Here is a 25,127-nt window from a genome sequence, read left to right on the forward strand (position 1 = left end):
TCTTGCTTCAATGAATGGGACTTGATAAAAATAGATTAGATGTTTACAGCAATACTTTGGCAAGTCAGCGTTGCGCTCCGCGCAACGATATGATTCATAACCTTAAGAACCGTCACTGGAGATTTTGTTAATTCTACGATACGATATTCCCTCGATGTTTTACCAAAGGATACCTCAAGAACGGTTAGAATCTGGTCTTTCAAAACAGAGAATTTTTTCGACCCACTGATGTTGTGTTGGTCAAGCTTGCCAAGCTTCTTGATCTCTCCATGAAGAATCTGAAAATCACTTTGAAAACTCATTGGAAACCTCTTTCTTTTTTAAATACAAAATTTACACACAAGGAGTATTGTAGCAGGAATGGATAATGCTGTCAATAAGATTCAGCGAATTTAAATTGCATTTTTTACATAATTTTTTTATTTTTTTCTTGACAAATATTATATAACAGGATAATATTTTTATAAATTATATACAAATATTTTAAAACCGCTGATTGAGAGTAGTAGGATAAGTTCTCAGGTTCAGAGAGCTGCAGAGGGTGGAACTGCAGTACAGGTAGACTTATCACGAATGGACTCATGAGGGTGATGCAGAAATTACCTTGATAAACCATGAAAGACGAGTATCATGGTAAAAGTATGCTAGCCGGGAACTTCACCCGTTATCCATGAAGCGTATATGATAGTATACGAAGTAAGTGGCGTATTTACGCAATGCAGGTGGTATCGCAGAGATGGAAGTCTTTGTCCTATAAGGGGACAAAGGCTTTTTTAATTTTCTTTTTCGGGATAGAAAGCTTCAATCAAAATGAAGTTTTTAATACTTTCACTAAACAAACGAAAGGAATGAATCCACATGACGAAAACACCTTACAAAATCTATCTCTCCGAAGAGGAAATGCCGAAAAGCTGGTACAATTTGAAGGCTGTAATGAAGGAACTCCCCCCTCCTATGCTTCACCCTGGAACGCTGAAGCCCTGCACCATCGAAGATCTGCAACCTGTGTTTTGTGATGAGTTAATCGAACAGGAATTAAACACCAAAGATCTTTATATTGAGATCCCTGAAGATATACGGGACTTCTATAAGATGTACCGTCCTTCACCCCTGGTCAGAGCTTATTGCCTGGAAAAGCTGCTGGATACTCCCGCGGAGATCTACTATAAATTTGAAGGAACCAATACCTCCGGCTCCCACAAACTCAACTCAGCTGCCGCCCAGGTCTACTATGCTAAAAAACAAGGTTTAACTTCCCTTACTACAGAAACCGGCGCTGGGCAATGGGGTACGGCCCTATCCATGGCCTGTGCCTATTATCAAATTGATCTCACCGTCTATATGGTGAAGATCTCCTCTGAACAGAAGCCCTATCGCAAGGCTGTGATTGAGACTTATGGTGGTAAGGTCATCCCCTCTCCCTCCGACACCACAGAAATCGGAAAAAAAATCCTCGCCGAAAATCCCGGCACCGGCGGCTCCCTGGGATGCGCTATCTCCGAAGCCATCGAAGTAGCTCTAAAATCTGAGAATTGCCGCTATGTCCTGGGCAGTGTCCTTGATCATGTGGTTCTCCACCAAACAGTGATCGGTGAAGAGACCAAGATTGCCTGCGAAAAGTACGGTATTCAGCCCGATATTATGATCGGCTGCGTAGGAGGCGGCTCCAACTATGCCGGCCTGATTGCCCCCTTCTTCGGAGATAAACTCCAAGGAAAAAATAACATTACCTTTATCGGTGTAGAGCCTGCCTCTTGTCCATCTTTAACCCGGGGTAAATATGCCTATGATTTTGGCGATACAGGAAAAACCACTCCACTTCTTAAAATGTATACTTTGGGCTCAGGATTCATTCCCTCCCCTAACCATTCCGGTGGTCTTCGCTACCACGGCATGAGCGGCATAGTATCCAAGCTCTATCATGATGGCCTTATGGAAGCCCGGGCGGTTGAGCAATCTAAGATCTTCGATGCTGCTACTCTCTTTGCCCGCAGTGAAGGAATTCTCCCTGCCCCTGAATCCTCCCACGCGCTGCGGGTAGCCATCGATGAAGCCCTAAAATGCAAAGAGACCGGAGAGAAGAAAACCATTCTTTTCGGGCTTTCCGGCACCGGATACTTTGATCTGTCCGCTTATATGAATTATAACGCGGGCACCATGACCGACTTTATCCCTACGGATGAAGACTTAGAAAAGAGCTTTGCTACTTTGCCTAAAGTAGACTAAAACTGAAAGCCTATTTCCCTCATAAAAAAACCAAGTGGTAGAGTATGGATATCCGTTCCGGGAAATCCTCTCTACCACTTAGTTGTAGTCTTTACAATTTGTCTTTTGCTATAGCTGTCCTGCTAAAGTTGCTTTATCCTTGCTGCATTCCATATCTTTAACTTTCTCGCCTTTGTCCAATACCACAACGGCAGGGGCATTGATTACACCATATTTCTCAGCGAGGCTTTTCTTAGTTGCCATATCAACTTTCACCAATGTGTACTCTTCGCTATGTTCTTTGTGAAGTTCTTCCATTAGTGAAGAGTACTCCAGACTTTGAGTGTCGGCTGCATTAAAGAATACCAGTAAGACCTTCTTCTCACTATTCAGGATGTTCTTTTGGAAAGCCTCAAGTTCTTCAATATAGCGTTCTGCAGCGACAGCAGCAGTGGCTCCATCTCCCGCTGCGGAAACGACTTGCCTAAGATATTTGATTCGGTTATCACCAACGGCATAGACCCCGGAAAGATTCGTCTCCATCAAATCATTGACGGAAATATAGCCACGATGATCCATTTCTATACCACTATCTTTTAGAAATTCAGTGGCCGGAATCATACCTACGAAGAAAAATACACCCTGGCAGGGGAGGATTGATGAAGTGCCTGTCTTTAAATTCTTCACTTTTACCCCCTCCACATTTTCATCACCTAAAACTGCCTCTAAAGTGGAATTCCAAACAAAATCCATCTTCTCACTTTGAAAGGCTTTTTCAGCACTGACCTTATTGCAATCCAAAACTCCTTTATCATGAAGGACAATGACCGTGACCTTACGAGCAAACTTGGTGATAAACATTCCTTCTTCAATGGCTTGGTCTCCACTACCTACCACAACCACATCTTCTCCCTCGAAGAACTCGGCATCGCATGTAGCACAATACGCAACCCCATTACCACGTAATTCTTTTTCGCCGGGGATATTAAGGAGTCTGGGCTGAGTTCCCACAGCAACAATGACTGCCTTACCATAGACTTCTTTTTTCTTTTTGGTCATGATTTTTTTGAGATCTTGGGAAAGATCTGTGCTTACTACCTCATCTTTAAGAAACTCTACGCCAAAACTCTTAGCATGTCTTTTGAAATCTTCCATGAGCTCTGGACCGCTGGTATTAACATATCCCGGGTAGTTTACGATCTCACGGGTATTATCTGCCATTCCACCGATGGTTCCTTTATTGATAATCAGTGTCTTCAGCTTTGCCCTTCCTCCATAGATTCCCGCCGTAAGCCCGGCAGGACCTCCGCCAATTATGATCAAATCATAGTAGTTATCCACGTCTAAACCCTCTCTCTTTTCCAGTCAGGCATCTGTCACATGATAGGTTTCTCTCCAGCCTTATCCCAAGATTTCAGAAATCTTTGCTTGAACTTGCTCTTCCTCCACTTCTCCGGCAAACTTTCCACAGTACTCGCCTTCATTAAAGAAAAGAATTTGAGGAACTCCTCTAAGGGAGAAGGTTTGATACAATTCCTTATTATCTTCTACCTCAACATAATAGAATCCGAATTCACCCTCATAGTTTGGTGCTAGTTCTTCGAGAACAGGTACGACTTCCTTACAAACATGACAACTCTTTCTGGAGAAAATCACGAGGCATCTTTCTCCATTATCATAAATCTTTTCTTCAAAACTTTTGGAATCCAATTTTGTTAATGACATGTTTATAATCCTCCAAATTTAATTTACTTTTATATCCCTTTTCATCCTGTGATAATCCCCTCAATCACGATTTTAATAACTTATGCTGAACATGACAAGCACCAATAACTTGCAACTTTCACAACTTTTTGTTGTACCCAAGATAACCTATCTATAACGCAAATTACTATCATCTATAGAAAAATATAAAGATGCCTAACCTTACTTTAGCTGAGGGCGTCATGCTATAATGTACACAAGCACAACTATGTCGCTATTACCCCTGTAGGAGGTGCTCCTATGAGAATTGACCATTTAAAGTACATCACCGTCGTCGCTGAGACAGGTTCCATTAGCCATGCCGCTGAACGATTATATATTACCCAGCAAGGATTAAGTCAAGCCATCCGGCAGATGGAACGAGAGCTGGGAGTTTCTTTACTTAATCGAACTGGCAATAAAATTCATCTTACTCAGGTTGGAAAAAGGATTGTTGAGAAAGCCAAAGAGCTTTTAGTTACCTATGATGAACTTACTGATATTGCCAAAACAACAGGAGACAACTTTTTTCATACAAAAAGCTCCAAGCGAATCACTTTACTTACAACGCCCTTCTTATCAGGCACCTTGTTACCAGATATGATATGTCGATTCTCCCAAAAACATCCAAACGCCAATTTTGTGATTAATGAAAAGCTTCCTCAAGAGATCATTGAAGAGATCTGTGAAGACCGAAATGCTATTGGTTTATTCAGCGGTTTAAGCGATCGATTAAATCACAAAGATTTTTCCAATGCCAATTTGACGTTTCAGCCCTTCTTTGAATGTGAGCAGTTGATCTGTGTCACAAAATCTTCGCCATTAGCCAATCGAAAATCCGTGAAACCTTCAGAATTGGCTAAGTATCCTCTTGCTTTATATGATGTGGGACAAAATGCATCCCAACTTAGTGAATTACTCAAACCTTTCGGAGAGGTTAAAGTAATGTTAAGAACCGGCAACTCAAAGCTTTACCGGGAGACTATTGCCAGCGGCTTAGCTATTGGTTTCTCCAACAGCTTTGCGGAATACTTCGAAAAAAGAAACTCGGTAGTCACCATACCCATCGAGAATACCCCTAAGTTTATTCTCGGCTGGGTTTACTGCAAAGACACGCCACGCAACGAAATGCAAAGCGAATTTATCGACCAGCTTATCCAATACGTGAATCGTATTAGGGTCAGTGCGTGAAGCAATCTGCTTAGATATCGATAATGAGCAAAGACCGATTAAGAGTAATTTCTAATCGGTCTTTTGAGTTGAGATGGTAACTATCGCTCACTCTCTGGTGCCTAAGAAGGGAGCTTTATATTTACGATGTTTTTTTGGGTTCGGGGAACGCTCGATGGACTCTTTAAAGGAACTTGCATTCTTGTCCATTCTTTTCCCATCAGAAAAAGTTTCATCTGTCAGAAGAGTATTTTCCATCGATAAGCTCTTTAATCCAAAACTCCGATAGCAGGCGGGCACTTGCATGCTCATACCTCTCATCCTTTCTCTTTTCCGACTCCTAATACCAGTCTATGCTCTTACCATAATCACAAGTCCATTTTAAATAAGAACTTGAAGTATAGCCAACATTGTTCTTTTTCGACAGCTACAAGAAACTTTTGTACTCGTTGTCTTACAATTAGCTGGTGCGGGTAAAATTCTGTTATAATTTTCCACTAATAGTTGAAACACTTCTGGACACATTATTATGGGAGGTGTAATTATGCAAAACCAAAATCAAAACTCTAGCTCAGACGTTCAAAGAGTAAAGCAAGAGATCCAAAGCGATTTACAGTCTGCTGCTCAAAGCCAAACCGGTTCCGCCGGTACCAGCAGCCAGAGCACGCAGTCCAGCAGCCAAGGTATGCAATCCAGCACCATGAGCTCTTCCTTAAACACTCAATCTGAAGTGCAAAAAGTTAAACAAGAGATTCAGCAGGATTTGCATTCCTAATCTAATCAATCGAAAGAACATTTCCATTCTTAAAAGCCCAAAACCCTGGATGACTAAAGACGTCTTCAGGGTTTGCTTATGCCCTTATTATGTCGAAAAGTTTTTCCGAATTTTTAGTAATTATCTTATTGACACAGACACTCGTGAAATAGTATACTAACCTCAAGGCATCCCCTAACCCTAGGGGGGTATAAGAGATTTAGGCTATTAAGTAAGCATCATCCAATATAACGTTTATGTCGGATATTTCAATAAAGGAGTGTTCCTATGGCAGCAAGTGAAAAAGAAGACATCCTTATGCGTTTAAGAACTATAAGAGGACACATCAGCGGTATCGAAAAAATGATAGAGGAGGAAAAAGAGTGCGCAGATATCCTTGTGCAGGTTTCAGCAGTTACTAGCTCTATGAACAAAGTCAAGAACATGCTAAATAGACATTTCGTTGATCATTGCCTGGATAAGGTAATAACCGAAGAAAAAGATCTTAAATCGGAAGTATCTAAGATTTTGGACAACATTCTAAAGTTTAACGAATAATTGGAATGGGGGCGGTTCAATGAAAAGAGTACTCATTCTAGGGGCTGGTACAGCCGGTACAATGATGGCCAACCACCTTCAGCGCAAGCTGGATAAAAAAGATTGGGCTATTACCATAGTGGACCAATATGAAAAGCACTATTATCAGCCAGGTTTTCTCTTTATCCCCTTTGAAATTTATTCGGAAAAGGATGTGATAAAAAAGATAAGTGACTTTATTCCCAAGGGCGTGGAATATATTAAGTCTCCAATCGAATTAATTGAGGCAGAAAAAAATCAAGTATTGTTATCTAGTGGCTGGGTCCTTCCTTATGACTTACTGATTATCGCCACAGGTTGCGAGATAGTCCCCGAAGAAGTTGACGGTGTCATGGATGGCTGGCGAAAAGATATCTTTGATTTTTACACCCTAGAGGGCGCACTGGCGCTTAGGGATAAGTTTAGAGATTGGCCTGGAGGAAGGTTGGTTGTTCACATTAGTGAAATGCCGATTAAATGCCCTGTTGCCCCTTTAGAGTTTGCCTTTTTATCCGATTGGTTCTTTGCCGAAAAGCGTAAAATTCGCAACAAAGTGGAACTTATTTATGTTACTCCTTTAGATAGTGCCTTCACGAAGCAAAAATGTTCAGATGTCCTCGGCCACTTGTTCCCCCAGAAAAATATTCAATTGATTAATAATTTCAGTATTCTCCGTGTAGATGCCAAAAACAAGAAACTCATTTCGGTGGATGGCAAGGAAGTGGATTATGAACTTCTGGTTACAGTACCAGTGAATATGGGCAGTCCTTTGATTGAGCGCTCAGGCCTGGGCGATGAATTGAATTTTGTTCCCACCCATATGCATACCCTGCAATCTAAGAAACACGAAAATATCTTTGTCATTGGGGATGCTTCCGACCTCCCTGCCTCCAAGGCCGGCTCTGTCGCCCATTTCCAAGCGGAGATCTTAACCGAGAACATCTTAAACTATATTGCTGACAAACCCTTAACCGCCCACTTTGATGGGCATGCCAACTGTTTTATTGAATCCGGCTATGACAAAGCCTTTTTAATAGATTTCAATTATGAACTTGAACCCGTTGAAGGTACCTTTCCTCTGCCTGGAATTGGCCCCTTCTCCCTTCTTAAGGAAACAAAAGTCAATCACCTGGGTAAGCTGGCTTTTAAAGCAATTTACTGGAACATGCTTTTAAGAGGTATCCCCATCCCCACAGTTCCCCCCGAAATGAAAACCAGGGGCAAGAAGCTGGATGGTCTCTATCAACCTTAAAACAAAGGAGGAATTTAGATGCAAAAGGTTATTGCAGGTTATACCGTCGATGTGACCCAAGAGGGGTATTTGGTAAACCAATCCCAATGGAACAAGGATATTGCCTCTGAAATTGCTAAAGAGCTGGGGATTGAAGACCTCACCCCTGGACACTGGAAGGTTATCGAATTCCTACAAAAGGACTTTGCTGAGACTGGAAAAATTCCAACCATCCGTCGAGTAAACAAAGTAGGTAATATTGGAACTCAGGAGCTCTACGCACTTTTCCCAGAGGGTCCCCTCCTTAAAGCGACAAAAATTGGCGGATTAAGTAAACCCGTTAGTTGTGTTTAGAGAGGAGAATGAGCATGGCCGATGAAGAGAAAATCAAAAAGGTCTCCATTATTATTTCCAAGAGTTCCTTGGAAGGAGTCTATCCTGGATTAATTATGGCAAACGGAGCACGAATGATAGGAATTGAGGCCAACCTTTTCTTTACTTTTTTCGGTTTGAACGCCATCACAAAGAACAAGATGGATTCTATTAAAGTTGCTACAGTGGGGAATCCCGCCATGGGCATTCCCTCCCTTATCGGAATCTTGCCCGGAATGTCTGCCATGGCCACTTCTATGATGAAGAAACAAATGGAGGAATTGGATATTCCACCAATTCCAGAATTCATTGAGATGATCTCTGATGCCGGTGGAAAACTCTATGCCTGTTTAGCTACTGTAGAGATGTTTAAGCTAAAGAAGGAAGATTTCTGCGATCAATTGGACAGTATCCTTACCGTAGGGGATTTTTATAATCTTTCTGCCGGTGGGCAGATCATATTTACTTAAATCATTAAAAAGAGGCACAAGTCTTTCCCTCAGGAAAGTGTGCCTCTTTTTAATTTCAACGATCTTATTCTTTACCTAATTGTTCCGCCAATATTTCTTTATCCAAGCTGCATTCCAATTCCTTAATCTTCTCGCCTTTATCCAGCATCACAACGGCGGGAACATTGGTTACGCCATATTTTTCAGCAAGGCTTTTCTTCGTCGCCATATCTACTTTAACTAATTTGTACATATCACTATGTTCCTGAATCAGTTCTTCCATCACAACTGTAAATTCCAAACTTGCCGTATTGGCAGCATTAAAGAATGCCAGCAAGACCTTTTTCTCGCTATGGAGGATGTTCTTTTGGAATGCTTCCAGTTCCTCGATATATCGCTCAGCGGCCACAGCAGCTGTAGCACCATCGCCTGCAGCTGAGACCACTTGCCTGAGGTACTTTACTCGGTTATCTCCCACCGCATAGATGCCAGGGAGGTTCGTTTCCATCAGGTCGTTAACGGGAATATAGCCTCGACGATCCATTTCTATTCCACTATTCTGGAGGAATTCAGTAGCCGGGATCATCCCTACAAAGAAGAACACCCCTTGACATGGAAGTACGGAAGAGCCGCCAGTCTTTAGGTTTTTAACCTGAACCCCCTCCACATTCTCCTCTCCCAGGACAGCTTCCAGAGTAGAGTTCCAGACAAATTCCATCTTCTCATTTTGGAAAGCTTTTTCAGCACTAACCTTATTGCAATCCAGGATCCCCTCATCATGAAGAACAATAACTGTAACCTTACGAGCAAATTTAGTAATGAACATACCTTCTTCAATAGCCTGGTCACCGCTACCTACTACAACCACGTCTTCATCCTGGAAGAATTCCGCATCACAGGTGGCACAGTAAGCGACACCACTGCCTCTCAGTTCCTTTTCACCGGGAATATTGAGAAGCCTTGGTTGAGTTCCTGCCGCGATGATTACAGCTTTTCCATAGAATTCTTTTTTCTTTTTTGTCGTAACTTTTTTAAGATCCTGGGAAAGCTCGGTGCTCACTACTTCATCTTTTAAAAATTCCACGCCAAAACTTTCAGCATGCTTTTTAAAATCACTCATAAGATCCGGACCACTGGTATGAATATAGCCAGGATAATTTACAATCTCGCGAGTGGTATCCACCATACCTCCAATGGTTCCCTTATTGATGATCAAGGTTCTGAGTTTTGCTCTTCCCCCATAAATTCCTGCTGCAAGTCCAGCCGGACCTCCTCCAATGATAATTAAGTCGTATGAGTTGCTCATCTTTTACTAAATTCTCCTCTCCAATAATTGCATCAAATAGTATTTGATTATTTAGACCAAATCCACCAGATTTTCTTGAATCTTTTCTACGACTTGAGCTTGATTAAACTCACCACTGAGTTTACCTTGGTATTCTCCATCCTTAAAAAAGAGTACCTGCGGAATTTCGTCTAATTTAAAACAGTTAATGACTTCTTTGTTCTCATCAATGTTCACATAGTAAAAACCAAATTGGCCTTTGTACTTAGGCTGCAATTCTTCCAACACAGGAGCCATTTCTTCACAGACAGGGCAATTGTTCCTGTAAAAAAAAATTAAGCACCCTTCCCCAATGTCATAAATTAACTCTTCTAAACCGCACCTATCCAACTGAATCAACGACATTTCCAATCCCCCTTCAATCATCTTAGATTAATAAGTTTTTTTAAACTCAAAGTGAGCTGACTCATTATTGGCCAACTCATCATCATTTGTATAACTGTGCACTAATCTAGGTCCATATTGATTTCACAATTTTTTCACATTTAATTATACGCTAAGTTTTTCACATTATCAATTGATAATCTTAAGTTAGTTTAAGTATTTTAGCATCGACAGTTTTTTTATGCTTTATCGTTTTAACAGCTTGACGATCTGTTCATGATAGAAAAGCAGAATTGCCGGTATTAATAAAAAGAGTATCCTACCCATAATCGTATTGGCGAAAAGAATCAATGCTCCCAACCAGCGATTTCTTCCGCTATACACTCCGTGAATGTTCTCTCGAGAAATGGTCTTCTTCATGGCTCCGATCTGAGACATGGGTGGGTAATTATCAATGTCCACCACCAGTCTGTCACCGTGGATTTCGGCGACTCTTTCTATATAAAGCACATTATTCTCTTTAAACAAAACGATTTGTTCTAACTCCACAGGGTATTGTGGATCGATCCTTTGAAAATAGGTCAAATCATTTACCATGATCTCCGGCTCCATAGTATTGGATTGAAAAATAAAAGGGATCACCCCACGGATACTTACTTCTTGACCTGTAGAAGAAGCATTGATGACAATAATAAATACATTAATAGCTAAAGCAACGCCAATAAAAGCCGCCAACAATACCGTAACCACTTTATGGATAAGCTTACGCTCCACGATCTGCTTTCCACGGATGGCAACAAGCTCTTTCTTCTCCGTTTTTGAATTCATAAGAATCAGTGAAACATCCGGTGGCAGCAGGCTTAAGTCTTCAGATAGATTATAATATCGGGCAAGATTACCCGCTCGAAAGAGGCAAACCAACCCACAAATAACGACCACAACAATCCAAAGAGGAAAATAAAGAGAAGTATTCATGTCAAAGAGATTAAAAATATTCTGCATCGCTATTCTATTACTTATGACATCATAGTGTCCCAGGACTATTTTTAGCAAGAGAATAAGAAAAGCTGACACTCCAATCCAGTACCGGGCATTGATGATAGTTCTGGCATAAAGAGAAAAAACCATGGACAGTATAGTGAGCATTACTAAGTCTGTAAATCCTACTAGGTACAGAGATGGAAGATAGGCAAAAATGAAGGGAAACTTTAAGAGGGCTGTGAGCAATATAATAGCTACAAAGCCCAAAGTATAGACAAACAAGGCAGTATATCCCAAAGCCAAAAGCTTAGAAAAAAACATCCTTGCCGGATTATAGCCCATATGGATCATTAAATACCAGGAGTTTTTTCTGATTTCAGAAAAGAAAAGGGTATCATAGTAGATGATGTAATACCCTGCGGACAAGAAATAAGCAAGATGAATATAGATATACAACGTGGAGAAATAACTGGGCTGCATAATCTCAGGGACTACATCTGAGAGAACGCTTTCCTGCAATGTCTGAAAAACAAAATAGAAGGCAAAAGAGATCAGCCCCAGAAAAAGCGCAAAGGCGATTTTCCGGTTGGTGCTGATCTTATTTTCTGTGTAGGCTTGGCGAAGCTCCTTCTTTAAAAAGCTATTCCGATAAATCATACTGCCTCATAAGCTCCTCTAAGGCATATTCTACTGTCTTGCCATTCTTCTCCATGGATTGAGGGATATATCCCGATTCAATAATTTTCTTATATATCATTTCTGGATCACTGGGTAAAGAAGCTTCCCTCTTAATTAATAAGCGATTATCTTCTGCAACTACCTGATGATTGGAGAGAATCCCCCGCAGTGCTTCCTTTGTTCCCTTGAGGTCCTCATCCTTAATGATTATTTCCACGTTGTCATATTGATAACGAAAATCCTCAACAAGACCTTGATGGATTAAGCGTCCCTCCGCCAATACAGCTATATGGGTGCAAGCCTTTTCAATCAGAGTACAGATAGGAGTAGCTACAATTAATGTTTTCTCTTGTTCTTTGATGAAATCAGCTATATCAGCAATAGCCTCTATAAGGATTGAGTCAAACTCATATTCGGGAAGGTTAAAAACAATCATCTGGGCATCTGAGTAAGCCGCTGCAACTAAGGTAACCACCGCCTTCTCTTCTCGAGTAAGCAGGCCGATGGACGTAAGGGAAAGATGCCCTAAGCCAACCTTGATGATCAACTCAAAAATCTGCTCCTGTCTTTCCACAACGTCTATCTTCCATTTTGCAGTGGCAAGCATGAGAAATTCCAGTACATTCATAGTGTTATAGAGCATGTCCGAGTTGCCAATATAGAATATATGCTTTAAAATCACTCGTTTTAGCCTCATCATACCCCGCTCTATCAGGACACAGCGCCCGCTTTCGTAGGATCTAATGTTGGCCATGATCTCCAGCAAGAGCTTAATTTCAAAACCAGATGTCCCTATGATTCCCCATATTTCCGCCTTGTTGATTTGGAGGTTAATATCCTTCAATACTCGCTGTGGGCTCTCACCTTCCCGTAATAAATATTCAGCAGATGAGAGATTTTCCATCAGGACGACTCTTTGTAACATAGCTGAATTCACCATAGGCTTTTAGCCTCCAATAGCACATAATGCTAAATCCTCATAATAAAGGTAGTCTCGCCAAAAATACTCCAATTACCCGCTCTGGAGTAAGTGCTTCCTGATCAGTGGCGTTGTTGGGATTATCGCCTTTGGTCAGATAGCGTATATTCCCCTCTCCTTCCTCGATCACTTCAATGATGCGATGGGTCACTATAGCACCTGATCGAGTTCGAAAGGTTACGATATCACTTTCCTCCAACCTATCTGGTTCTCCAGGTCTGCGAGAAATAATAACTGTGCCTACCTTCAAGGTTGGTTCCATACTTCCTGATTCAATCACAAACAAATAATAACCGAAAATATTGGGAATCTCTCCTCTGTTCTTGGCCATATTAATGGACACCAAAGAAAAGAGTAAAACTATAACCACAGCACCAAAAAGGATCCCGCTGACAACTTTCAGAAGACCGTTTCTGCGTCCCCATCTGCTTTGTATAAGCTTTTTGGGACTATGTAGATCAGTCTTCTTCTGTTTTTCAACCTGGATCTTTTTGCGCATGTCTTCTATTTGCTGCCGACTTGTGTATTTTGTGGAGGACATTTTCTCGTCCTTTCCTTCTTTCTCTGATTACTATTATATCCCAGCAGCTTTTTTCAATGCCTCTACGAGCTTTATGCAGTTTGTATTTTTCGTTTATTATTTCAATATTTGCGCATTATAGGAAGAGCAGGAATAGTTTAGGCAGGTTATGCAAAATGTTTCAATATATAAAAAAACAACTCCAGGGCATGAAGTTGATGCATCTGAATACTATTGATGGCGAAAAGGATATCTATGAATATTCCACCACCCCTCTTTCACCTGACATGTATAAGAACCTCGAAGAAATTAAAACCATTCTCGGATCAAGCTATGACATAGCTTTTCGCGAATTCGATTTCGGTCCTCAGGGAAGAATCAGAGGTACTCTTGTCTTCTTAATAAGTATGATCGATAAAACATTCCTGAACGAGAGTATAATAAAACCCCTAATGTTTGATGACCGGCTCATTGAAAAAGAGGAAGAACCTGAGCTTCTTAATATCGATTACATTAAAACAACAATGCTTTCCATGGATGAGGTTCATACAGCTGCCACGATCAATGAAGTCATTGAGAATTGCTTGAAAGGATATGCGGTCTTGGTCATCTCCGGTTTAAATGAAGCCATTGTCATTAGAGCCTATGGAGGTGAGACCCGAAGCCTCGATGAACCCAAGACTGAAACCGTTGTTCGAGGCCCTCGCTTAGGGTTTACAGAAAGTTTACTTACGAATACCTCCCTGTTAAGACGATATGTTCGAACCCCCAATCTTACCTTTGAAACCACAATAATAGGCAGAGAAACCAAAACCGTCGTTTGCATAGCTTACATCAAGGGAATAGCCAATCCCTCACTCATCGAAGAGATCAAACGCAGGCTTGATCGGATTAATACTGATGCCATTCTGGAGTCAGGCTATATCGAACAATTTATTGAAGATGCGCCCTTTTCAATCTTTTCTACAGTAGGCAACAGCGAGAGACCCGATGCTGTCGCAGCAAAAATCTTAGAAGGCCGTGCCGCCCTTTTGATCAATGGCACTCCTTTCGTGTTGACTGTTCCCGTACTTTTCATTGAAAGTTTTTCGAGTACGGAAGACTATTATTCCCGCCCCTACTTTGTAGGTATCGTGCGAATGATCCGTTTTCTATCTTATTTTATTTCTGTCTTTGGGCCGGCAATTTTCGTCGCCCTGAGCACCTTTCATCAAGAATTAATTCCTACTCCCCTGCTGTTTACCATGGCTGCTGCTGAGGAAGATGTTCCCTTTCCAGCCGTTATTGAAGCCCTAACGATGGGAGCTGTCTTCGAAATTCTTAGAGAAGCTGGAATTCGACTGCCCCGCCCTGTGGGTCAAGCCGTCAGTATCGTTGGTGCCTTGGTACTCGGCGAATCCGCTGTCCAAGCCGGACTTGTCAGTCAACCTATGGTTATCGTCATATCATTAACAGCAGTTGCCAGCTTTACCGTTCCTGCTCAGACAGATTCAGGAGCCGTCTTGAGACTAATTATGGTTCTTCTCGCAGGAGCCATGGGTGGTTTTGGAATCATGATAGGATTTATCGGAGTTATGATCCACCTGGCATCATTGAGATCCTTCGGTACTCCTTTTTTTTCTCCCTTTGCCCCGCTCACCCCTATAGATTTGAAAGATACCATTGTTCGGTTCCCTTTATGGGCAATGCTCACCCGTCCCCGTTTGATTGGCTGGAACGATCCCCAAAGACAAGCCTTTAGATTAAAACCAACACCCCCCTCCAAAAACAGGAACCCCCGGAATAATCCAGATCAATAGTTTACGTGCAATAATGAGCGATGGAGTAAGATATCTATGAAAAGCCGGAAGTATTTAATCGTTATCTTTTTGATGTGCACACCGTTAATTTTAAATATAACAGGATGTTGGAATCAACGAGAATTAAATTCTTTAGCCATCGTCATGGGTTTAGGAATAGATAAGGCCCAGGAGCCGAATCAAATCCAGGTCACAGCCCAGATCGCCAATCCAAAAGCTCTCAAGTCGTCTTCCTTAGGCGGGCCAGACAGTCAAGCTTTTTGGAATATCCAAAACACCGGCGACACCCTTTTCTCCATCCTGCGGGACTTTACCCATGAATCTAATCGCAAACTCTATTTCCCTCATATTCAAGTGCTGATTCTCGGGCGAGACTATGCCGAGGAAGGCATCCAGAAAGAACTCGACTTTTTTGCCCGGGATCATGAAACCAGATTGAATATTTGGCTCGTTGTCTCAGAAGGTAATGCTAGGGATGTTTTGAATATTAAGCCTGTAATAGACAGGATTCCAGCAATCAATATTTCTAAATTGCTTGATGATCAAGACCCAAACTCTCAAACCAGTACAAGCCAGCTCAATGACTTTCTTTCTGATCTAATCAGCCCAACCACTGCGCCGACCGCCCCTCTTGTTGAAATTATCCGTAAAGGAGGCAACGAGTCCCTTCAGGTTAAAGGAACAGCTGTTTTCAAAGGCGATAAACTCGTTGGGGAATTAAATAAGTACGAAACCCGCGGACTATTATGGGCAAGAGATGAAGTAAAGAGTGGCATTATCGATGTGGAGTGTCCCGAGTGCGGCAGTAAAGTCAGCCTGGAAATTATTGATTCCAAGACTAAGGTCAGTGCGGAGATAGTGGATAACCAGGTGGTTATGAAGGTTTATATTCAGGAAAAAGGTGCATTAGCAGCTCAGTATTGCGCTGAAAACCTAAGAACAAAAGAAAAGGTGGCAGCTATTGAGCGAAATAAGGCCGCAGCTATTCAAGATGAAGTTCTGGCAGCATTCAAAAAGGCTCAGGAACTCAATGCGGACATCTTCGGCTTCGGTGAAGTCGTACGCAAAAAGCACCTTAAGGAGTGGAAAAATATGCAGGAGCACTGGGATGAAATTTTTCCAGAGATTATTGTCGAAGTCACTGTGGACGCCAGCATCGAACGTTCGGGCAGGATACATTATCCTCCCGTAACAGATAAGGAGTAGATAATTTTGATAAAGCTTGAGAAGGAAATTATTTCGAGTTCACAGCTCAACTTTTTGGTCATCGGTTTTGTCACAGGGGGCCTCGTAACAGTGCCCTATTCCACACAAATCATTAACCAAGATAATTGGCTTGCCGTCATTATCGGATTCATTCTTAGTCTGCCTATGGTTTTAATCTATATCTGGCTTGCTCAGAAATTCCCGCAAAACAACTTGCTGGAGATTCATGATGTTGTCTACGGCCCTTTGATCGGTAAGTTAATCTCCGCAGCCTACATCGTCTTTATCTTTAACCTTCTCATCTATAATCTGGTTTATGTGGGAGATTTTTTGCTAACGTACCTTCTTCCTGAAACTCCTATGTGGATTGTTCTGCTCATGTTCACTTTTGTATGTGCTTGGGCCGTAAGACTAGGCTTGGAGGTTATTGCTCGAGTTAATCCACTCTTTGTTGTAATTACTTTGTTTATTACTTTTTCAACTATGACTTTACTTATTCCGGAGATGGATTTCTCAAACCTTATTCCCCTTTTTGACACACCCATGCTTGATTTTATCCAAGGCGTTCACATCATGATTACCATTCCATACCTGGAAATCGTCATTTTCTTGTTCTTCCTGCCCAGTGTCAATAATAAAAAACAAATTAAACACTCTATCCTATTTGGCTTTTGTTTTGGATCACTTTTCTTGCTTTTGCCTATCATTCGCAATACCACGGTGCTGGGTTCTTTAGTGGGCATCCTGACTTCCCCTTCTTATGAGAGTATTCGCTTAATCGATATCGGCAATTATCTTACCCGGTTAGAGGTGCTGTATGCTATTGCTTTGATTATTATGCTGTTTATCAAGAGCAGTCTCTTTTATTATGTGACGGTTCTAGGCATAGCTCAGCTCCTCCGCTTGCGCTCTTATCTCCCTCTAGTAGTCCCCTTAGGAATTATCGGCATTTGTTTAAGCTTAATTGTTCATGAATCTTCTCTATTAAATATTGATACCACTGTGGATGTATGGCCTTTCTTTGCTCTTCCCTTTGAAGTCTTCCTTCCTATCCTCACATTATTGCTAGCTAAAGTTCGAAAATTACCCAAACACATACAGGGGGGATAAAGGGTGAGTATTCTGCTCTTGGTCATAGTTTTTTTAGGGGTGGTACTATTCGAATTACCGGAATTGATTCAAAAAAGATATTGGCGGGAACTTATTACAGTTATCTTTCTCCTGTCGATTGGTTTTATTCTATCCTTACTGCTGGCTATGGGTATTGAAGTCCCCAATCCCAGCAACGCTTTAGTCTATATCTTTAAAGAAGTATTACATTTAAGCTATCCTTAATGAAAGAGCAGAAAGCGGAAACACTAGTTTAAACTAACGCTTCCGCTTCCAGAATCTATCGCTTATTTGCCTGTGAAACCCATTTTCTTTTTAAACTTACTTCCGTAAAGCAGATTACTTTTGGGTACCCGTTACAGAGACTTGAATAGCTGTTCCGTAGCCTGTTCCTGCATAGTTAATATCTACGTTATTATCGCTTGGCCAATTAACGGATACGGTATAGACCTTTTCCTGCCCCTGGGCACTAAGAACAAACTCGTCATTAAGTTCCACTTTACCTAAAGAATTTACAGTACCGACCACATCTCCCTTAGAATTCTCCACGGTAAATACCAGAGGCGCAATGACCTTTTTGCCGTCAGCCGCCACAACATCTACATCAATATCTAAATCCATAGCTGTTTCACTGACTACAGCACCTTCAAAGTTTTTGACGCTAAACTGCCAGCTCATGGTTTCCGAAGGGGCAATCTTGACATTTTCAGCGAAGGTATCTGTACCCCCCTCAGTCAGGATAAACTCCTTAGCCACTGTACTGCCTTGAGCCAAAGCATCAATGTCTGTAGTATACATAGCCAAAGTTCCGGAAATGATGGATGTGGATACCACTAAAGCTAGCGCAACTATGCTTAGAACCTTTTTCATTCGTTATTACCTCCATGATGTTATGCTTTATTTTAATATGGCGTGATACTTATTCCGAAACTGGATACGCTATTATAATTGGAAAGAGTGCTCACCATTAGGGAACCAAGAACCATAACCATTAGTGCAAAAATCAAAATAACCTTTGCCCTCATATCCCCTCCTCCTTCGATTCATTAAGGCTGGTGCATAACATTAACGTTGGTGATAAGGCTTGTGTTGCTACCACCAACACCAATATTCCGAAGGGTTTCCGTACCCATTCCACTGGCCAAACCTCCAAAAGACACACTTTGCCCAGGTAAAATGTTATCCATAGACACATTGTTATAGGCTGGGTTTTCAAATCGATAGATTCCTTCATCAGAACGAGATATTAGCTTGGCATTCCAGGCACTATTCAATCGATCGTTTTGGAGAAGGAAGGTTATATACCAATCTTCAATGGATACAGAGGAATTGTTGGTAATGGTAATTTTGTATTGATATTGATACTCTCCGCTTTGCCCGTTCTGCCAAGGAGTGGTGGTTTCATAAAGCACACTTACCTGACCTTCAGGAGTTTCCGGGTTTGGGTTGCTGTCCAAGGGCACTTGGGAAGCCTGGGCATTCACTATGATACTGGTGCCAAACTCTTTTCCGGCATAATCCTTATCCGATTTACCTCCATCGGGCCAAGCGATCTCTACTAAAATATTTCGCTCTTGACCTGTTTCCGAAAGTGGAAAGGCACCAAGCAGGTCAAATGTCCCTACCCCTGTCATCTGGTTAAGAATAGCCCCCGTCCCATCTTTCACGGTTACTGTAAGGGGATCAATAGCCTTTTTGCCAGGAGAGGCAAATACATCAAAAGTAAGCTTATAGTACATATCGGTCTCAGTGACCACATGTCTTTCATAGTTTTTCACTTTAAATTGCCATTGAAGAGTCTCCGAAGGCGCTATTTTCAAGCCCTCTTGAAAGGTATCCGTTCCTTCGCCGACGAAAATAAACTCCTTGGCAACCACATTGCCTCCAGCCAGGTTGTCGATAGCCACAGTATAAGACGCAAGGGTCCCTGCCGTAATCGAGCTCACCATTGCTAAAATCAACGCTAATAAAAGGATAACCCTTTTCACCCGACCTCACCTCCATAACATGGTGATTCTCCCCTTGATGAAACATATATGCTTATTCAGAACCGGATTTGAATCGGGTCAAAATTTAGAATTACTATAAGCAGATTAACATGATTCGTGAGCCAAGATCTACATGTACATTATGGAAATATCACAGCTCCATGACGCATTTGTTTCTTTCTTCATTTTTAGCTTTATATAAAGGAATTCCAGCCCTTTTTATTATTGAACCCAGATTATCCCCTGGGACTATTATATTGTTTATCAATGCATAATTTGTCTTATATCAATGCTTGGGTAGGCATATGCATGTATTAGCAGCATAAAAAACGGTTGATTTTATTTCAATTATTAAAGGTTTGCTTGCGAATCTGAACCACCTTCTTTATTATTATAAGGGATAGCTATTGAATCAGGAGAACAATGAACATTATATGCCATCAATACTTTGCCTGGAGGTTTTTACATGATACTCGATAAAGATTCTTATGTTATTTTTGATGGAGCAATGGGCACCATGCTGCAAAAGTACGACCTAGCCCCCGGTCAGCCCCCGGAAGTATTGAATATAACGAGACCGGAGGTCATTGAAGAAGTCCATAGGAAATACATCAAGGCCGGTAGTAACATTATCACTACCAATACTTTTGGAGCTATTGAAACAAAATTAAATGGAACTGGATATAGCGTAGAAGAAGTTGTCCAATCAGCTATTGCCATTGCCCGCAGAGCGGCTGGTAAGAATTTGGTTGCTTTAGATGTGGGACCAACCGGTGAACTAATTGAGCCTTTAGGGGATTTATCTTTCGAAGAGGTATACGACTTATACGCTTGCCAAATTAAAGCAGCAGCCTTAACAGGAAATGTCGATCTGGTATTAATCGAGACATTTTTTGATCTAACGGAAGCGCACGCAGCCATTAGAGCAGCTAAAGATCATTCCTCCCTACCAGTTATTTGCACATTTACCTTTCAACAAAAAGGAAGAACTTTAATGGGCAAGGATATCAAGACAGTGGTTGCTTCACTGGAGGAATATGGTGTTGATGCTGTTGGCGTCAATTGTTCTTTAGGTCCTGGCGAGATGCTGTCCATCGTGGAAACCATGGTGTCTTCCACCCAGTTACCTATTTTAGTTCAGCCCAACGCTGGTTTGCCGAAATTGATCGGTGACCGAACTGTCTATGATGTGGAGCCTGAGGAATTCGCCCGATATATCCAGGTTATGGCCAATCTCGGCGTGAAGTGGTTTGGCGGATGCTGTGGGACGACTCCTGAGTTTATTAGTACCATAAAGGAATCGTTGGGTTAAAACATAATTAGCCTTTTTGTATAATCGCAGTTCCTGTTGCCCAGATCAAAGCGTAGCATATGGGTCCATTTTCATAATGATGGTATTCGTCTGGTTGCTTAAAATTGATGACGCTTAACGCTCCGTACTTACTATAGTTAAATAAGCCCGTGATGCTATCGGATTTCTCCCTGTTAGCGCCACGGTTTTTTTATTTCTATTATCATACTATTTGACGCCATCATTAATATATGTTACAATTAACCTATGTTATTTCAAACGAGGTGCATTTTTATGTCAATTGATCATGCAATACTAGGTATTCTGAGCTGGCAGCCATCTACAGGATATGAACTAAAAAAGATCTTTGAGGAATCCTCTTTCATGTACTGGTCCGGTAATAATAATCAAATTTATAAAGCTCTTATTAAAATGCAAGAAAAGGAGCTCGTTACCAATGAAGTGATCCATCAGGAAAGCTCTCCTTCAAAAAAAGTGTATACCATAACCGAAGAAGGTCTGAAAAAACTCAAAACATGGGTACTGCACTCACCTGAAGTACCTGAGATAAAAAAAACTTTTTTAGTGCAGCTTGCCTGGTCAGACATATTAAATGACCAGGAAATAAATGAATCTCTCTCAAGCTATGAAAATGAACTCAAACTGCACTTAGCTCTGCAGCAGGAGAAAGCCAGACGTTCTCTTCACTCACCTAATCGAACCTCTAGAGAAAGCTTAATTTGGGAGATGATTTCGGAGAACATCATTTCAACTTATAGTCACGAATTAAATTGGGTTCAAGAAACCCGTCGGAAATTGCATGAACATCAACTTATTGAGGAGAAAGAGAAAATGAATTATCAAATTAGAGAAACAGAAAACAAAAAATACATCGAATTGATTTCGATTGAGAACCGATTAAATACAGAGAACGATACTCTTGACCTTATCTCTTTATGTTGGGAGCATGAGTTGAGCAGGCTTATGCTCCACTATACAACCTTATCTGAAGACTTCTTCGATCTTAAAACCGGAGTAGCAGGCGGTATTATTCAAAAGTTCAGTAACTATGGCATAAAAATTGTTCTTATTGTTCCCCAAGAGACCATGCAGAAGGGCCGATTTAGAGAAATGACCGCGGAAACCAATAAAGGTAATCACTTTAGAATGTATGAGAGTAAAGAAGAAGCCGAAGCATGGCTTCTGGAATAGCCAGAAAGCATATAGAAACCCGTGGCATTAACCGGATCACTGCCGATTCTGCCACGGGTTCCATTTTGAACATTTAGACTATATCTTAATTATTTTGAGATACTGCGAACCTTAATTATTTACTAATTGGACTGGAAATAAAGTTCCTGATCATCAGAGGGAGCGTAATAATACCCCTCTTTTTTATCAACACGGATGCCGTCCAGTTTATCCCGAAGATTTCCACATTGGATACCTACTATATCTTTAAGCTCATCTATCCATGATGGAGAAATAGGATTCATTAGGACCAGATTGATGCAGGCAAAGATTGGTTTAGCCTGATTTGTCAATTTCTTTAGACTACCCAGGACTGCCCAAATTTCAATTGAATCATCTTCCTGACTACTTGCAATGAAGTGCAGTCTGTTTACTTGCTCAATAAATTCAGGAAGGATCCATATTTTTGAGGATATGTCAATGAAAACACGGACCTTTTGCTCAAATTTCCTTTCATTTTGAACGGCCCAGGTAGCTAAACACTCCAAAAAAGTAATAATTCTTGGAGCATAATCACAAGCACAATAGTAAATACCTGGCTTGCTAGGATTAGTAACCCAAGAAATATCTGAATCATACGGATTTATAATTGTAACGGGGTTTTGATAAGAATCATGCCACATTCTTTTCTCCGAGTCTGTAAGAACAATATTGATTGAATTCTCTTTGACATATTCTCTGTCCTGAAGGATAGACCATATTAATTTTGTCTTTCCAGATCCTGCTTCACCCAGAATAAGATGACTACCGGAGAAAAACTTTTCAAAAGGTTTCACATTCTGCTCCATTGGCATTACTTCCTTTCAAAATAATAATGTGCAAATCCCATTTCGAGAAGTTAGGAGAAAAGAGAATTATTTAATTACTTTGTATATTATATTAATTCTACATCAATTCTAATTAACCTCTACATTTTTTAGAAAAAATACGAATCGTTAGGAATTCTTTATTTTTTCCTTAGCTACATGATTGGTAACCATTCCATACAAAGTATGTACTTTCTTGAAGATATTTAAAGAGAAGCCCAGGACCAAGCGACGAAAAACGGCGCCATTCCTGGGCTTTTATCAATAGCATCAAAAAAATTATTCGACTGTTACACTTTTAGCCAGATTCCTCGGTTTATCCACGTCACAGCCTCTGGCCACGGAAACATAGTAAGCCAGGAGCTGCATTGGAATCACAGTGAGAATAGGAGCCAGTTCGCCGATGGTTTCGGGCAGGTAGATTACACGATCCACTGACTTGTCCAGATCCTTATTGCTTTTGAAGGTGATACCGATGACTCGGGCATCACGGGCTCTGACCTCAATAATATTAGATAAAGTCTTTTCGTAGACATCCATTTGAGTAGCCAAGGCAATGACAGGGGTCTTGTCGGTGATTAAAGCCAGAGTGCCATGCTTGAGTTCTCCGGCAGCATAGGCTTCCGCATGAATATATGAGATTTCTTTAAGCTTTAGAGCACCTTCCATAGCCACATTCCAATCCAGGCCGCGGCCGATGAAGAAAGCATCTTCTACCTCAACAAAGGACTGGGCTAAGTCTTTAATATGCTCAGACTCGTCAAGGATCTCCTGGGCTTGAGCAGGGAGCCTGCGCAGGGCAGTGATGATCTTTCGGATCTTTTCGGTTGCCAGGGTACCGCGGGTTTGAGCCAAATAAAGCCCCAAAAGGACCACCCCTTCTAATTGGGTAGTATAGGCTTTAGTGGAGGCTACGGCGATTTCCGGGCCGGCCCAGGTGTAGATTACATCATGGGCTTCACGAGCTACAGAACTTCCTACTACATTAGTAATGGCAACTATGCGGGCACCGTTTCTCTTGGCCTCCCGGAGGGCTGCCAAAGTATCGGCAGTTTCACCAGATTGGCTGATAACCACGACTAAAGTATGCTCATCTACCAGGGGAGAACGATAGCGGAATTCTGAAGCGATGTCCACTTCTACTGGGAGACGAACCCAACGTTCAATGAGAGTTTTGCCTACTAAACCCGCATGCCAAGCTGTACCGCAGGCCACGATAAAGACTTTCCTGAAACTTCTCAGTTGTTCCGCAGTCAGGTCCACTTCATTAAGAACGACTTTGTCATCTTCTAAGCGGCTGATTAAAGTATCTCGAAGAGCGCGAGGCTGTTCGTAAATTTCTTTAAGCATGAAATGATCATAGCCGGCCTTTTCAGCCGCTACGGCATCCCATTTCACTTCATAAAGCTGTTTTTCTTTTTCTTTTCCTTCAAAATCCGTAACCTCTACCCCATTTTTAGTGAGAATAACCATCTCTCCATCTTCAATGATATAGGTTTTGCGGGTGTAGTTGAGGATAGCAGGAATATCACTGGCTACGAAGAATTCCTCTTCTCCTAATCCCACAACCATGGGACTATCTTTACGGGCTGCCACAAGAATATCCGGATCCTGACGGCTCATCACCAGAATAGCGAAGGAACCTTTGAGCTTGTTGAGCACTTCACGTACTGTTGCGACTAAGTCTCCCTTATAGAAATATTCCACTAAATGGGGCAATACCTCTGTATCTGTTTCTGAAACGAAGGTATGACCTTGTTCGACCAGCCATTCCTTCAACTCGATATAGTTCTCGATGATCCCATTATGAACTACGGCAAATTTTGCTTCAGTATCCAAATGGGGATGTGCATTGAGATCAGAGGGGCGGCCATGGGTCGCCCACCGGGTATGTCCGATACCGATACAGGTCTGAGAAAAATCTGTTCCCAGCTTTTCTTCCAAAACAGCTAATTTGCCTACAGCCTTGCAGGTCGTAATAGCATCCTGCTCAAGGACTGCTACTCCGGCTGAATCATACCCGCGATATTCAAGCTTCTTTAATCCATCCAATAGAACAGGAATAGCCGGGCGTTTACCAATATATCCAACGATACCACACATAGTCTCTTTTCTCCTCTCAATTCTGCTTCACATGCATGCATACGCAAGGAAGTCTCTATAGGTAATACCAAATAAAAAACCGCTCTCCGAGCGGTTCAAAGTTTTCTGGCTATATGAACAAAGAGATCATCTAAAAAAGAGCAGACTACTCCCGTTCCTTGAGGCTTACCTTTTGTCCCGCAAATTACTTCACGGTTTTGTAATAAGCTTACGGTGTCAAGACACCGGGAGAGCATCCGCCGAGTC

At 41.5% G+C, this 25,127-nt stretch carries 25 protein-coding genes; 13 read left to right on the forward strand and 12 right to left on the reverse strand.

Going from position 1 to position 25,127, the window contains the following annotated elements; all coding sequences use genetic code 11:
• Nucleotides 1-35: 35 nt before the first annotated feature.
• Nucleotides 36-302, reverse strand: coding sequence for a hypothetical protein (locus tag DESLBE_RS12595; RefSeq protein ID WP_005808371.1), 267 nt, complete (start codon nt 300-302; stop codon nt 36-38).
• 556 nt (nt 303-858) lie between these two features.
• Here DESLBE_RS12595 and DESLBE_RS12600 point away from each other — a divergent pair.
• Nucleotides 859-2,226, forward strand: a complete 1,368-nt coding sequence (locus DESLBE_RS12600) for a TrpB-like pyridoxal phosphate-dependent enzyme (RefSeq protein ID WP_005808375.1) — start codon at nt 859-861, stop codon at nt 2,224-2,226.
• Between the two features lie 108 nt (nt 2,227-2,334).
• Here DESLBE_RS12600 and DESLBE_RS12605 read toward each other — a convergent pair whose 3' ends face one another.
• Both DESLBE_RS12605 and DESLBE_RS12610 read right to left on the reverse strand, forming a co-directional pair.
• Nucleotides 2,335-3,546 carry an FAD-dependent oxidoreductase gene (locus tag DESLBE_RS12605; protein WP_005808377.1) on the reverse strand — a complete coding sequence of 404 codons (1,212 nt, stop codon included), beginning with the start codon at nt 3,544-3,546 and terminating at the stop codon, nt 2,335-2,337.
• A gap of 60 nt (nt 3,547-3,606) precedes the next feature.
• Complete coding sequence (locus tag DESLBE_RS12610; protein ID WP_005808379.1) at nt 3,607-3,930, reverse strand: thioredoxin family protein; 324 nt, start codon at nt 3,928-3,930, stop codon at nt 3,607-3,609.
• A 279-nt stretch (nt 3,931-4,209) separates the two neighbouring features.
• Here DESLBE_RS12610 and DESLBE_RS12615 point away from each other — a divergent pair, with 279 nt between their 5' ends.
• The 6 genes from DESLBE_RS12615 to DESLBE_RS12645 all read left to right on the forward strand — a co-directional run bounded on the left by DESLBE_RS12615 (nt 4,210) and on the right by DESLBE_RS12645 (nt 8,521).
• On the forward strand, nt 4,210-5,139 hold the full coding sequence (locus DESLBE_RS12615) for a LysR family transcriptional regulator (RefSeq protein ID WP_005808381.1): 930 nt from the start codon (nt 4,210-4,212) through the stop codon (nt 5,137-5,139).
• Between the two features lie 523 nt (nt 5,140-5,662).
• A complete protein-coding gene (locus DESLBE_RS12625; protein WP_015943063.1) occupies nt 5,663-5,893 on the forward strand; it encodes a hypothetical protein in 231 nt (76 codons plus the stop codon).
• Between the two features lie 267 nt (nt 5,894-6,160).
• Nucleotides 6,161-6,430, forward strand: coding sequence for a metal-sensitive transcriptional regulator (locus DESLBE_RS12630; protein ID WP_011461846.1), 270 nt, complete (start codon nt 6,161-6,163; stop codon nt 6,428-6,430).
• A gap of 19 nt (nt 6,431-6,449) precedes the next feature.
• Nucleotides 6,450-7,700 (forward strand): FAD/NAD(P)-binding oxidoreductase, encoded by a 1,251-nt coding sequence (locus DESLBE_RS12635; RefSeq protein ID WP_005808389.1) that lies wholly within the window; start codon nt 6,450-6,452, stop codon nt 7,698-7,700.
• 18 nt (nt 7,701-7,718) lie between these two features.
• Nucleotides 7,719-8,033, forward strand: a complete 315-nt coding sequence (locus DESLBE_RS12640) for a TusE/DsrC/DsvC family sulfur relay protein (RefSeq protein WP_005808391.1) — start codon at nt 7,719-7,721, stop codon at nt 8,031-8,033.
• A 14-nt stretch (nt 8,034-8,047) separates the two neighbouring features.
• Nucleotides 8,048-8,521 (forward strand): DsrE/DsrF/DrsH-like family protein, encoded by a 474-nt coding sequence (locus DESLBE_RS12645; RefSeq protein WP_015943062.1) that lies wholly within the window; start codon nt 8,048-8,050, stop codon nt 8,519-8,521.
• A 64-nt stretch (nt 8,522-8,585) separates the two neighbouring features.
• Here DESLBE_RS12645 and DESLBE_RS12650 read toward each other — a convergent pair whose 3' ends face one another.
• The 5 genes from DESLBE_RS12650 to DESLBE_RS12670 form a co-directional block, all read right to left on the reverse strand.
• Nucleotides 8,586-9,806: an FAD-dependent oxidoreductase gene (locus DESLBE_RS12650; protein WP_005808395.1), complete on the reverse strand. Its 1,221-nt coding sequence runs from the start codon at nt 9,804-9,806 to the stop codon at nt 8,586-8,588.
• 51 nt (nt 9,807-9,857) lie between these two features.
• Nucleotides 9,858-10,190, reverse strand: a complete 333-nt coding sequence (locus tag DESLBE_RS12655; RefSeq protein ID WP_144677104.1) for a thioredoxin family protein — start codon at nt 10,188-10,190, stop codon at nt 9,858-9,860.
• A gap of 225 nt (nt 10,191-10,415) precedes the next feature.
• Nucleotides 10,416-11,807: a S26 family signal peptidase gene (locus tag DESLBE_RS12660; RefSeq protein ID WP_144677107.1), complete on the reverse strand. Its 1,392-nt coding sequence runs from the start codon at nt 11,805-11,807 to the stop codon at nt 10,416-10,418.
• On the reverse strand, nt 11,791-12,768 hold the full coding sequence (locus DESLBE_RS12665; RefSeq protein ID WP_005808399.1) for a hypothetical protein: 978 nt from the start codon (nt 12,766-12,768) through the stop codon (nt 11,791-11,793). The genes DESLBE_RS12660 and DESLBE_RS12665 overlap by 17 nt, the downstream gene beginning before the upstream one ends.
• 37 nt (nt 12,769-12,805) lie before the next feature.
• Nucleotides 12,806-13,348 carry a signal peptidase I gene (locus tag DESLBE_RS12670; protein WP_005808402.1) on the reverse strand — a complete coding sequence of 181 codons (543 nt, stop codon included), beginning with the start codon at nt 13,346-13,348 and terminating at the stop codon, nt 12,806-12,808.
• Between the two features lie 155 nt (nt 13,349-13,503).
• Between DESLBE_RS12670 and DESLBE_RS12675 the strand changes: the two genes are divergently transcribed.
• Genes DESLBE_RS12675 through DESLBE_RS12690 form a run of 4 tightly spaced genes read left to right on the forward strand, consistent with a single transcriptional unit; the run spans nt 13,504 to nt 17,667 of the window.
• A complete protein-coding gene (locus DESLBE_RS12675; RefSeq protein WP_144677109.1) occupies nt 13,504-15,126 on the forward strand; it encodes a spore germination protein in 1,623 nt (540 codons plus the stop codon).
• A gap of 36 nt (nt 15,127-15,162) precedes the next feature.
• Nucleotides 15,163-16,332, forward strand: coding sequence for a Ger(x)C family spore germination protein (locus tag DESLBE_RS12680; RefSeq protein ID WP_005808405.1), 1,170 nt, complete (start codon nt 15,163-15,165; stop codon nt 16,330-16,332).
• Nucleotides 16,333-16,338: 6 nt separating this feature from the next.
• Nucleotides 16,339-17,442, forward strand: a complete 1,104-nt coding sequence (locus DESLBE_RS12685) for an endospore germination permease (RefSeq protein ID WP_005808407.1) — start codon at nt 16,339-16,341, stop codon at nt 17,440-17,442.
• 3 nt (nt 17,443-17,445) lie between these two features.
• Entirely contained in the window at nt 17,446-17,667 is a 222-nt protein-coding gene (locus DESLBE_RS12690) for a hypothetical protein (RefSeq protein WP_005808408.1), read from the forward strand.
• A gap of 114 nt (nt 17,668-17,781) precedes the next feature.
• Here DESLBE_RS12690 and DESLBE_RS12695 read toward each other — a convergent pair whose 3' ends face one another.
• Together DESLBE_RS12695 and DESLBE_RS12700 are read right to left on the reverse strand one after the other, a co-directional pair.
• A complete protein-coding gene (locus tag DESLBE_RS12695; RefSeq protein ID WP_005808410.1) occupies nt 17,782-18,312 on the reverse strand; it encodes a hypothetical protein in 531 nt (176 codons plus the stop codon).
• Between the two features lie 176 nt (nt 18,313-18,488).
• Nucleotides 18,489-19,430: a cellulose binding domain-containing protein gene (locus DESLBE_RS12700; protein ID WP_144677111.1), complete on the reverse strand. Its 942-nt coding sequence runs from the start codon at nt 19,428-19,430 to the stop codon at nt 18,489-18,491.
• A gap of 466 nt (nt 19,431-19,896) precedes the next feature.
• Here DESLBE_RS12700 and DESLBE_RS12705 point away from each other — a divergent pair, with 466 nt between their 5' ends.
• Nucleotides 19,897-20,742 carry a homocysteine S-methyltransferase family protein gene (locus tag DESLBE_RS12705; protein WP_144677113.1) on the forward strand — a complete coding sequence of 282 codons (846 nt, stop codon included), beginning with the start codon at nt 19,897-19,899 and terminating at the stop codon, nt 20,740-20,742.
• A gap of 273 nt (nt 20,743-21,015) precedes the next feature.
• Nucleotides 21,016-21,933 (forward strand): DUF4180 domain-containing protein, encoded by a 918-nt coding sequence (locus tag DESLBE_RS12710; RefSeq protein ID WP_144677114.1) that lies wholly within the window; start codon nt 21,016-21,018, stop codon nt 21,931-21,933.
• Between the two features lie 122 nt (nt 21,934-22,055).
• Here the strand turns inward: DESLBE_RS12710 and DESLBE_RS12715 are convergent, their stop codons facing one another.
• Both DESLBE_RS12715 and glmS read right to left on the reverse strand, forming a co-directional pair.
• Nucleotides 22,056-22,760 (reverse strand): hypothetical protein, encoded by a 705-nt coding sequence (locus DESLBE_RS12715; RefSeq protein ID WP_015943057.1) that lies wholly within the window; start codon nt 22,758-22,760, stop codon nt 22,056-22,058.
• 297 nt (nt 22,761-23,057) lie between these two features.
• Entirely contained in the window at nt 23,058-24,881 is a 1,824-nt protein-coding gene (glmS, locus tag DESLBE_RS12720) for a glutamine--fructose-6-phosphate transaminase (isomerizing) (RefSeq protein ID WP_015943056.1), read from the reverse strand.
• Between the last annotated feature and the right edge of the window lie 246 nt (nt 24,882-25,127).

This window comes from Desulfitobacterium sp. LBE, assembly GCF_007830365.1.
Taxonomy (GTDB): Bacteria; Bacillota; Desulfitobacteriia; order Desulfitobacteriales; family Desulfitobacteriaceae; genus Desulfitobacterium; species Desulfitobacterium hafniense.

Bases quoted from the DNA above. Each gene is read 5' to 3' on its own strand.
- DESLBE_RS12640 (WP_005808391.1), top strand. From the start codon at position 7,719: ATGCAAAAGGTTATTGCAGGTTATACCGTCGATGTGACCCAAGAGGGG.
- DESLBE_RS12635 (WP_005808389.1), top strand. From the start codon at position 6,450: ATGAAAAGAGTACTCATTCTAGGGGCTGGTACAGCCGGTACAATGATG.
- DESLBE_RS12595 (WP_005808371.1), bottom strand. From the start codon at position 302: ATGAGTTTTCAAAGTGATTTTCAGATTCTTCATGGAGAGATCAAGAAG.
- DESLBE_RS12675 (WP_144677109.1), top strand. From the start codon at position 13,504: ATGTTTCAATATATAAAAAAACAACTCCAGGGCATGAAGTTGATGCAT.
- glmS (WP_015943056.1), bottom strand. From the start codon at position 24,881: ATGTGTGGTATCGTTGGATATATTGGTAAACGCCCGGCTATTCCTGTT.
- DESLBE_RS12660 (WP_144677107.1), bottom strand. From the start codon at position 11,807: ATGATTTATCGGAATAGCTTTTTAAAGAAGGAGCTTCGCCAAGCCTAC.
- DESLBE_RS12665 (WP_005808399.1), bottom strand. From the start codon at position 12,768: ATGGTGAATTCAGCTATGTTACAAAGAGTCGTCCTGATGGAAAATCTC.
- DESLBE_RS12705 (WP_144677113.1), top strand. From the start codon at position 19,897: ATGATACTCGATAAAGATTCTTATGTTATTTTTGATGGAGCAATGGGC.
- DESLBE_RS12695 (WP_005808410.1), bottom strand. From the start codon at position 18,312: ATGAAAAAGGTTCTAAGCATAGTTGCGCTAGCTTTAGTGGTATCCACA.
- DESLBE_RS12650 (WP_005808395.1), bottom strand. From the start codon at position 9,806: ATGAGCAACTCATACGACTTAATTATCATTGGAGGAGGTCCGGCTGGA.
- DESLBE_RS12610 (WP_005808379.1), bottom strand. From the start codon at position 3,930: ATGTCATTAACAAAATTGGATTCCAAAAGTTTTGAAGAAAAGATTTAT.
- DESLBE_RS12625 (WP_015943063.1), top strand. From the start codon at position 5,663: ATGCAAAACCAAAATCAAAACTCTAGCTCAGACGTTCAAAGAGTAAAG.
- DESLBE_RS12670 (WP_005808402.1), bottom strand. From the start codon at position 13,348: ATGTCCTCCACAAAATACACAAGTCGGCAGCAAATAGAAGACATGCGC.
- DESLBE_RS12655 (WP_144677104.1), bottom strand. From the start codon at position 10,190: ATGTCGTTGATTCAGTTGGATAGGTGCGGTTTAGAAGAGTTAATTTAT.
- DESLBE_RS12600 (WP_005808375.1), top strand. From the start codon at position 859: ATGACGAAAACACCTTACAAAATCTATCTCTCCGAAGAGGAAATGCCG.
- DESLBE_RS12615 (WP_005808381.1), top strand. From the start codon at position 4,210: ATGAGAATTGACCATTTAAAGTACATCACCGTCGTCGCTGAGACAGGT.
- DESLBE_RS12710 (WP_144677114.1), top strand. From the start codon at position 21,016: ATGTCAATTGATCATGCAATACTAGGTATTCTGAGCTGGCAGCCATCT.
- DESLBE_RS12630 (WP_011461846.1), top strand. From the start codon at position 6,161: ATGGCAGCAAGTGAAAAAGAAGACATCCTTATGCGTTTAAGAACTATA.
- DESLBE_RS12645 (WP_015943062.1), top strand. From the start codon at position 8,048: ATGGCCGATGAAGAGAAAATCAAAAAGGTCTCCATTATTATTTCCAAG.
- DESLBE_RS12715 (WP_015943057.1), bottom strand. From the start codon at position 22,760: ATGGAGCAGAATGTGAAACCTTTTGAAAAGTTTTTCTCCGGTAGTCAT.
- DESLBE_RS12680 (WP_005808405.1), top strand. From the start codon at position 15,163: ATGAAAAGCCGGAAGTATTTAATCGTTATCTTTTTGATGTGCACACCG.